Source organism: Acidobacteriota bacterium, assembly GCA_009861545.1.
Lineage (GTDB): Bacteria > Acidobacteriota > Vicinamibacteria > Vicinamibacterales > UBA8438 > WTFV01.
Genome location: VXME01000133.1, coordinates 56841 through 62840 on the forward strand (window position 1 = coordinate 56841; position 6000 = coordinate 62840).

The following is a 6000-nucleotide window of genomic DNA, read 5'->3' on the forward strand; positions in this document are numbered from 1 at the left end:
GAGAACGGCCGCGGTTCAGCGGATCAGCCGCTCGAGCAGCAGGCTGGACAGATCCCGGCGGGCGTCGAGAACCGCCGTCACCTGGACCAGATCGACATCGTAGCGGTAGACGATGCGCCACGGTCCCTCCATCAGCTCTCGATAGACGGCCACGTCCACCGCCCTGAGCTCGGGAACGACTCGCCCGCGTTCCGGGAATTCGGAGAGCGTCCCGCAGCGACGTTCCACCTGCGCCAGCGCCGCCAGCGCTCGAGCCGGGCTCTCTTCTGCAATGAACGTGACGATTCGTTCGAGATCGAGCCTCGCGGTCTCCGTCCAACGGACCTCGAAGTCAGCCATCCGTGGTCGTCGTCAGGCGCTCCCGAATGCCCGCGAACACCTGAGCTTGCGAGGCGGTCCGCCCTGCCTGTATATCGGCCTCGCCCTGCACCATGAGCTTGAGCATGAGCAACGCGTTCCGCTGGCGCTCGTGCGCGTCGAAGTCCTGCACGACGGCGCTGGCGGCTCCGCGCTGCGTCAGGACGATCTGCTTCTCCGCAGCCTTCATCTCGGCGAGCATCCGTGCCGCCCTGGCCTTGAACTGGCTCAGACTGACAATTTCGGTCGGCATCGAAGCACCTCGAAAACGGTCCGAATTCAGGTCTGATGATAGCGCACCACCGGTGTCGGACGGAACGCATCGTCTCGAGGACCTCCTCGCGGGTCGGGTCGTGCTTCAGGAACGGTGCGGACTCGCTCGCCGGACGTCTCGCCAGGCCGGCGGCGTTCTCGTGCTGTCCATGGTTGTCGGTCGAGCGGGATCCGCCGGGGGGCCCGCCGGGAGTCGGTGGTTAACCCGGCGCCGCTCGATGCAACGGGGTTTGCCACCGGCTGCCGGGCTTGGGATCATACTCCCGCAAGACGAAAGCGGAGGCTCCCGATGCTCACTTCCATTCGCTTCTGCGCGGCGATCACGGGGGGCGCCCTGCTCGCCATCGCACTCTCGACCGCGGCCTGCGGATCGGGCACGGATTCGCCGGCCGGACCGAGCCCGACCGTCCAGCCGCCCGCAACGACCGAGCGCGACGCCCTGGTCGCCCAGTACGACGCGGCCGGCGGTCCGGACTGGACCGACACGACCAACTGGCTCAGCAGCGAGCCGTTGGGAACCTGGTACGGCGTCGAGGCCGAGGACGACCGCGTGACCAAGCTCGACCTGTGCGGTCCCGACGGCAACAACCTGCGCGGCACGATCGCGCCCGAGCTGGGAAGCCTGACCGCCGCCACCGACCTGCGCCTCTCGAACAACTTCCTGACCGGCACGATCCCGTCCACGCTGGGGAACATGACCGCGCTCGAGATCCTGCGCCTCTCCAACAACGCCCTGAGCGGTACCGTGCCCGCCGAGCTGGGAGACCTGACCAACCTCGTCGAGCTGAGACTGCATCGGAACCAGTTGACGGGCGAGCTTCCCCGGACCCTGATGGACCTGACGAACCTCAGGCGGCTGCGGATTGAGGACAACGCCGGGCTATGCGCGCCGGCGGACGCGGACGTGCAGGCGTGGCTGGGGTCACTGGACGAGTTCGAGAGCGACTGCGCCGCCGCGACGTCCGCGCGCGCCGACTCCCAGCGACGGCCGGCCGGCGGCGCGGCGGGGCCGGAGCACGGGCCGTTCGGACTCGCCGCGGTCCACGGCGCCTCCTACGCCCCCGGTCGCTGGCTGGTCGCCCGCACCGCGAATCCGATCGCCCGGCTGGGCGCGGGCGCGACCAGACCGCCCGAGTCGAGCCGCCGAGACGCCGATCCCGGTGGCCCGCCGCCGGGACTCGCGCACCCGGCCGCCAGCCGTCCCTGCGGCACGATCGGGTAACCTGTGCATTCCATGCTCCGAAGCGTTCCGATGTCCATCGCCTCCGCGGCACTGCTGGCGCTGATCGCCGGCGCAGCACCGGCCGCGGCGTCTCAGGCGGATGCCGCGCTCGCCGCGCGCTTCGCCGGCCTTGCCCTCGACTGCGTGCACCGCGAGTACCCCAACAAGATCGCCCACGTGCTCGACGGCGACGGAGACGCTCGGCCGCCCCGCGAGTTGACCCCGGCGTTCTACGGGTGCTACGACTGGCACTCGTCCGTGCACGGTCACTGGCTGCTGGTCCGGCTGGCGCGCCTCTATCCGGACACGGAGACGGCCGCGGCGGCCCGGGCGGCACTGGCGCGGAACCTGACCGTCGCCAACCTGCAAGGAGAGGCGGAGTACATGCGGGCGCCCGGGCGCGCCAGCTTCGAGCGGCCCTACGGGCTCGCGTGGCTCCTGCAGCTCGCCGCCGAGCTGCGCGAGTGGGACGATCCCGACGCGCGCCGCTGGCGGCAGGCCCTGTCGCCGATCGAAACCCTCGCCGCCGACCGGATCCGGGACTGGCTGCCTCGGCTGACCCATCCGATCCGCAGCGGCGAGCACTCGCAGACCGCGTTCGCGTTCGGGCTCATCCTGGACTGGGCCCGGAAGGCGGGCGACGACGGCATGATCGAGCTGATCGAGGGGCGAATCGCCGACTACTACGCCGCGGACTACGACTGTCCGCTGCGCTACGAGCCCTCCGGGCAGGACTTCCTGTCGCCCTGCCTGGCCGAGGCCGATCTCATGCGCAGGTTGACCCGGCCCGCCGAGTTCGCCGCCTGGCTCACCAGGTTTCTGCCGGGGATTCCGGAGGACGGCGCGGCCGACTGGCTCGATCCGGCGGTGGTCACGGACCCGACCGACGGCAAGCTGGTGCACCTCGACGGCTTGAATCTGAGCCGCGCCTGGATGCTGGAAGGGATCGCGGCCGGCCTGCCCGCGGCCGACGACAGGGGGTCTGCCCTCCTTGCTGCCGCTGCCGTGCACAGGACATCGGGTCTTGCCTCGGTCACCGGCGCCACCTACGAGGGCGGCCACTGGCTGGGCACCTTCGCGACGTATCTGATCACGCGCCGGGGGGTGGACTCGTCCGCCGCCCGGTGACCGGCCGCCCGGCATCGCGATCAGGTCCGGCGCTGTCTCGGCATCAGGGGTATCGACCGGTCAGACCCGGCACGCACTCGGTTCCCGGAGATCCCACTGCCCGGGAGACGGAGCGGCAACCGGGGGACGGACCGGCTCATTCGGCGGCGCCGCGCAGGATCTTCGCCGTCGAGATCGCCTGCCCCGCGTGCCGGGTGCAGTGTTCGGCGGCGTGGAAGATCAGGCCGAGGGTGTTGCTCGGGAGGCCGAGTCGCCCCACCTTCTTCGGCGCCAGCAGATCCTCGCGCGAGGTGGCCCGCAACTGCTCCAGCGCGCGGTCTATCGACGCGGAAGCGGACGCTGCGACGTCACCCAGCGATTCGCCGGGCTCTCCTTCGGCACGCGCTACGCTCTTCTGGGCAGCGGACAGCCTCTCGCCCCGCGCGTAGGTCAGCAGGCGATCGAGCGCCCCGGCGAGGTGGCGCACGTGGAACCCGATCGACGCCGCGCCACCCGGCCGCTGCCAGACGTGGTCGGCCGGCACGGACGCGACCAAACCCTCAATCTCCTCGCGGGCCTGCAGCAGGGAATGCACGGCCGGCATCAGCAGCGGCTCGAAGCCCTCCACGGGGCCGCGGAGCCAGACTTCAGGTTGGGCGTTCATTCGCGGATCATAGTCGACGCTCCAGCGGCGCCGACCGGATTCGTGTCGGCACATGGGGTGCGCCTCGGTGCCGGCAACGCCAGGTCAGCGTCCGCTGTAGATGCCGGGGCCTCGACAGCGGCAGGTTGCATTCGGCGGCCTTTCGGCTACACTCTTGCGGACCGTGGGCTGTCGCCGTTCGCGCACATTCCACGCGGCGCCGCGGGCCTGCGAGGAGAGCCGAGGATGACTGGACGAAGACCGAATGCGAGTGTCCCCGATCGCGCAACGAGTCGGCGGGAGTTCTTCAAGCTGCTGGCGGCCAGCCCGTTCCTGGGCCTGGCCTCGGCGAACCTGCCGGCCAACTGGCAGCGCGCGCTCGCCCACGAGGCGGAGCGGGGCGCAGCCGCCGTCCCGCCGGCGCCGCACTGCGCCGAGTGCGGATCGGAGATCTTGCAGTCGCTCGTGCAGCCTCGGTTCAGCGCCGGCCAGGACCCCGTGCTGCCTCCCCAGAACGCGATCGAGGATCAACTGAAGGGGCAGGTCGTCGAATCGCCGGACGACGCGATCAACGTCTGGGACTTCGAGCGCGCGGCGCACGGCACCAACCTGGCCCAGCACTGGGACTACCTGCACATGGGGGTCGACGACTACGAGACGCGCAGGGCGAACCGGGAGGGATTCCAGCGCCTGATGCTGCGGCCCCGGCGGCTCGGCGGCGAGGCGATGACGGAGATCGACACCTCGGTGGAGCTCTATGGCCGCCGCTGGGCCTCGCCTCTCTTCCTGTGTCCGGTCGCGAGCCTCGAGGCCTATCACACAGAGGGCGAGAGCGGCGCGGCGCGGGCCGCGCGGCCCCGGGACATCCTGCAGATGCAGTCCCACCAGAGCTCGCAGTCGTACGTCGAGATCGCCGAGGCGCGCGGCGAGCCGCACTGGTTCCAGATCTACACGACGCCCGACTGGAACGTGAACAAGCGGGTCATCGACCGCGTCGCCGGCGCCGGCTGCCCCGCCCTGGTGTGGACCATCGACCTGCTGGGCGGCAGCAACCGCGAGCTGCAGCGGCGCACCCTGGCCGGCGAGGGCTATTCGTCGGTCCTCTGCCAGAGCTGCCACCAGCACCACCCGGACTACGTGCGGCCGATGCGGGCGGGCCTGGAAGGACCGGAAGGTCCGCGCTATCCCTACACCTGGGACTACATCAAGCGCCTCAAGGACGCGAGCGACATGAAGCTCATCCTGAAGGGCATCATGACGGCCGAGGGCGCCGAGCAGGCGATCGAGCACGGCGCGGACGGCATCTTCGTGTCCAACCACGGCGGCCGGGCGGTGAACAGCATGTGGTCGTCGATCGACTCGCTGCCCGAGGTCGTCAACGCCGTCCGGGGGCGGGTGCCGGTGTTCATCGACAGCGGCGTGCGCCGCGGCACCGACATCTTCAAGGCGCTGGCGCTGGGCGCCGACGCGGTCGGCATCGGCCGCCCCTACGTGTGGGGTCTCGGCGCCTTCGGCGAGGACGGCGCCGGGAAGGTAATGGACCTGATCCTCGCGGAGCTCCGGATCGCCATGCGGCAGACGCGCACGACGTCAACCGATCAGATCACGTCCCGCTTCGTCATGGAGGGGAAGAACCCCATCATGATGCGCGACAACCAGTTCGGCTTCGGGCTGTAGTCGGTCGGGGCAACGCCCCCGCGAACCCGTCGGCCGGGGCGGCGCTCGCTCGGTCCGGTCGCGCCCCGGCCTCGACTCGGAGGATCTCCAGGATGCAGGTGGCCTTTCGCATACGTTTCCCGGCCCGCTTCGCGACCGCCGTTGCCATGGGTCTCGCACTGCTGGCCGGATCTCCGGCGGCGGCGCAGCAGTCCAACGTCGACTTCACCGTGTCCGGCACATCGACCGTCCGCGGCTGGACCTGCTCGGTGAGCGGGACGGCCGCGGTCGCGCCCGGCTCGTCCGCACCGGCGCCCGGCTTCGCCGATGGGGTGCAGTCGGCGATGCTCACCGTGCCGGTGGCCGACTTCGAGTGCCCCGACGAAACGATGACCGAGCATCTCATGGATGCCATGAAGCCGGCCGAGTTCGCCGAGATCACGTTCCAGCTCGACGGCTACGAGGCCGCAGGCGGCGGCGCCGATGCCAGCGGCGCGCTCACCATCCTGGGCGTCACCAGGCCGGTGAGCTTTCCGATCTCGCTCTTGCCGTCCGGCGCGGGCGTCACGATCGCGGGCGAGGTCGGACTCGACATGACGGAGTACGGCGTGGAGCCGCCGGTCGTCCTGCTCGGTCTGCTGCGCGTCGGGCCGGAGATACGCATCCAGTTCGAGGGGCTCGTCATTCCCTAGGAGTCTGCGCCGTAGAACGGCGTAGACTTTCTAGTCAGGCCCGGTTGGGC

At 70.5% G+C, this 6000-nt stretch carries 7 protein-coding genes; 4 read left to right on the top strand and 3 right to left on the bottom strand.

Going from position 1 to position 6000, the window contains the following annotated elements:
* Positions 1 to 15: 15 nt before the first annotated feature.
* Positions 16 to 339 (bottom strand): type II toxin-antitoxin system RelE/ParE family toxin, encoded by a 324-nt coding sequence (locus tag F4X11_20970; GenBank protein ID MYN67466.1) that lies wholly within the window; start codon positions 337 to 339, stop codon positions 16 to 18.
* Complete coding sequence (locus F4X11_20975) at positions 332 to 610, bottom strand: type II toxin-antitoxin system Phd/YefM family antitoxin (GenBank protein MYN67467.1); 279 nt, start codon at positions 608 to 610, stop codon at positions 332 to 334. Before F4X11_20975 ends, F4X11_20970 begins: the two co-directional genes overlap by 8 nt.
* A 309-nt stretch (positions 611 to 919) precedes the next feature.
* On the opposite strand from F4X11_20975, the gene F4X11_20980 reads away from it, so the two are divergent.
* Both F4X11_20980 and F4X11_20985 read left to right on the top strand, forming a co-directional pair.
* Positions 920 to 1852: a hypothetical protein gene (locus tag F4X11_20980; GenBank protein MYN67468.1), complete on the top strand. Its 933-nt coding sequence runs from the start codon at positions 920 to 922 to the stop codon at positions 1850 to 1852.
* 30 nt (positions 1853 to 1882) lie between these two features.
* Positions 1883 to 2980 carry a DUF2891 domain-containing protein gene (locus tag F4X11_20985; protein MYN67469.1) on the top strand — a complete coding sequence of 366 codons (1098 nt, stop codon included), beginning with the start codon at positions 1883 to 1885 and terminating at the stop codon, positions 2978 to 2980.
* 136 nt (positions 2981 to 3116) lie between these two features.
* On the opposite strand, the gene F4X11_20990 is transcribed toward F4X11_20985, so the two are convergent.
* Positions 3117 to 3623: a DinB family protein gene (locus F4X11_20990; GenBank protein ID MYN67470.1), complete on the bottom strand. Its 507-nt coding sequence runs from the start codon at positions 3621 to 3623 to the stop codon at positions 3117 to 3119.
* On the opposite strand from F4X11_20990, the gene F4X11_20995 reads away from it, so the two are divergent.
* Positions 3549 to 5279, top strand: coding sequence for an alpha-hydroxy-acid oxidizing protein (locus F4X11_20995; GenBank protein MYN67471.1), 1731 nt, complete (start codon positions 3549 to 3551; stop codon positions 5277 to 5279). The two genes, F4X11_20990 and F4X11_20995, sit on opposite strands and share 75 nt — an antisense overlap.
* 92 nt (positions 5280 to 5371) lie before the next feature.
* Positions 5372 to 5950, top strand: a complete 579-nt coding sequence (locus F4X11_21000) for a YceI family protein (protein ID MYN67472.1) — start codon at positions 5372 to 5374, stop codon at positions 5948 to 5950.
* The last annotated feature ends 50 nt before the right edge of the window (positions 5951 to 6000 follow it).

Coding starts and splice junctions, on each gene's coding strand:
- F4X11_20970 (MYN67466.1), bottom strand. CDS start 339: ATGGCTGACTTCGAGGTCCGTTGGACGGAGACCGCGAGGCTCGATCTC.
- F4X11_20975 (MYN67467.1), bottom strand. CDS start 610: ATGCCGACCGAAATTGTCAGTCTGAGCCAGTTCAAGGCCAGGGCGGCA.
- F4X11_20980 (MYN67468.1), top strand. CDS start 920: ATGCTCACTTCCATTCGCTTCTGCGCGGCGATCACGGGGGGCGCCCTG.
- F4X11_20985 (MYN67469.1), top strand. CDS start 1,883: ATGTCCATCGCCTCCGCGGCACTGCTGGCGCTGATCGCCGGCGCAGCA.
- F4X11_20995 (MYN67471.1), top strand. CDS start 3,549: ATGCACGGCCGGCATCAGCAGCGGCTCGAAGCCCTCCACGGGGCCGCG.
- F4X11_20990 (MYN67470.1), bottom strand. CDS start 3,623: ATGAACGCCCAACCTGAAGTCTGGCTCCGCGGCCCCGTGGAGGGCTTC.
- F4X11_21000 (MYN67472.1), top strand. CDS start 5,372: ATGCAGGTGGCCTTTCGCATACGTTTCCCGGCCCGCTTCGCGACCGCC.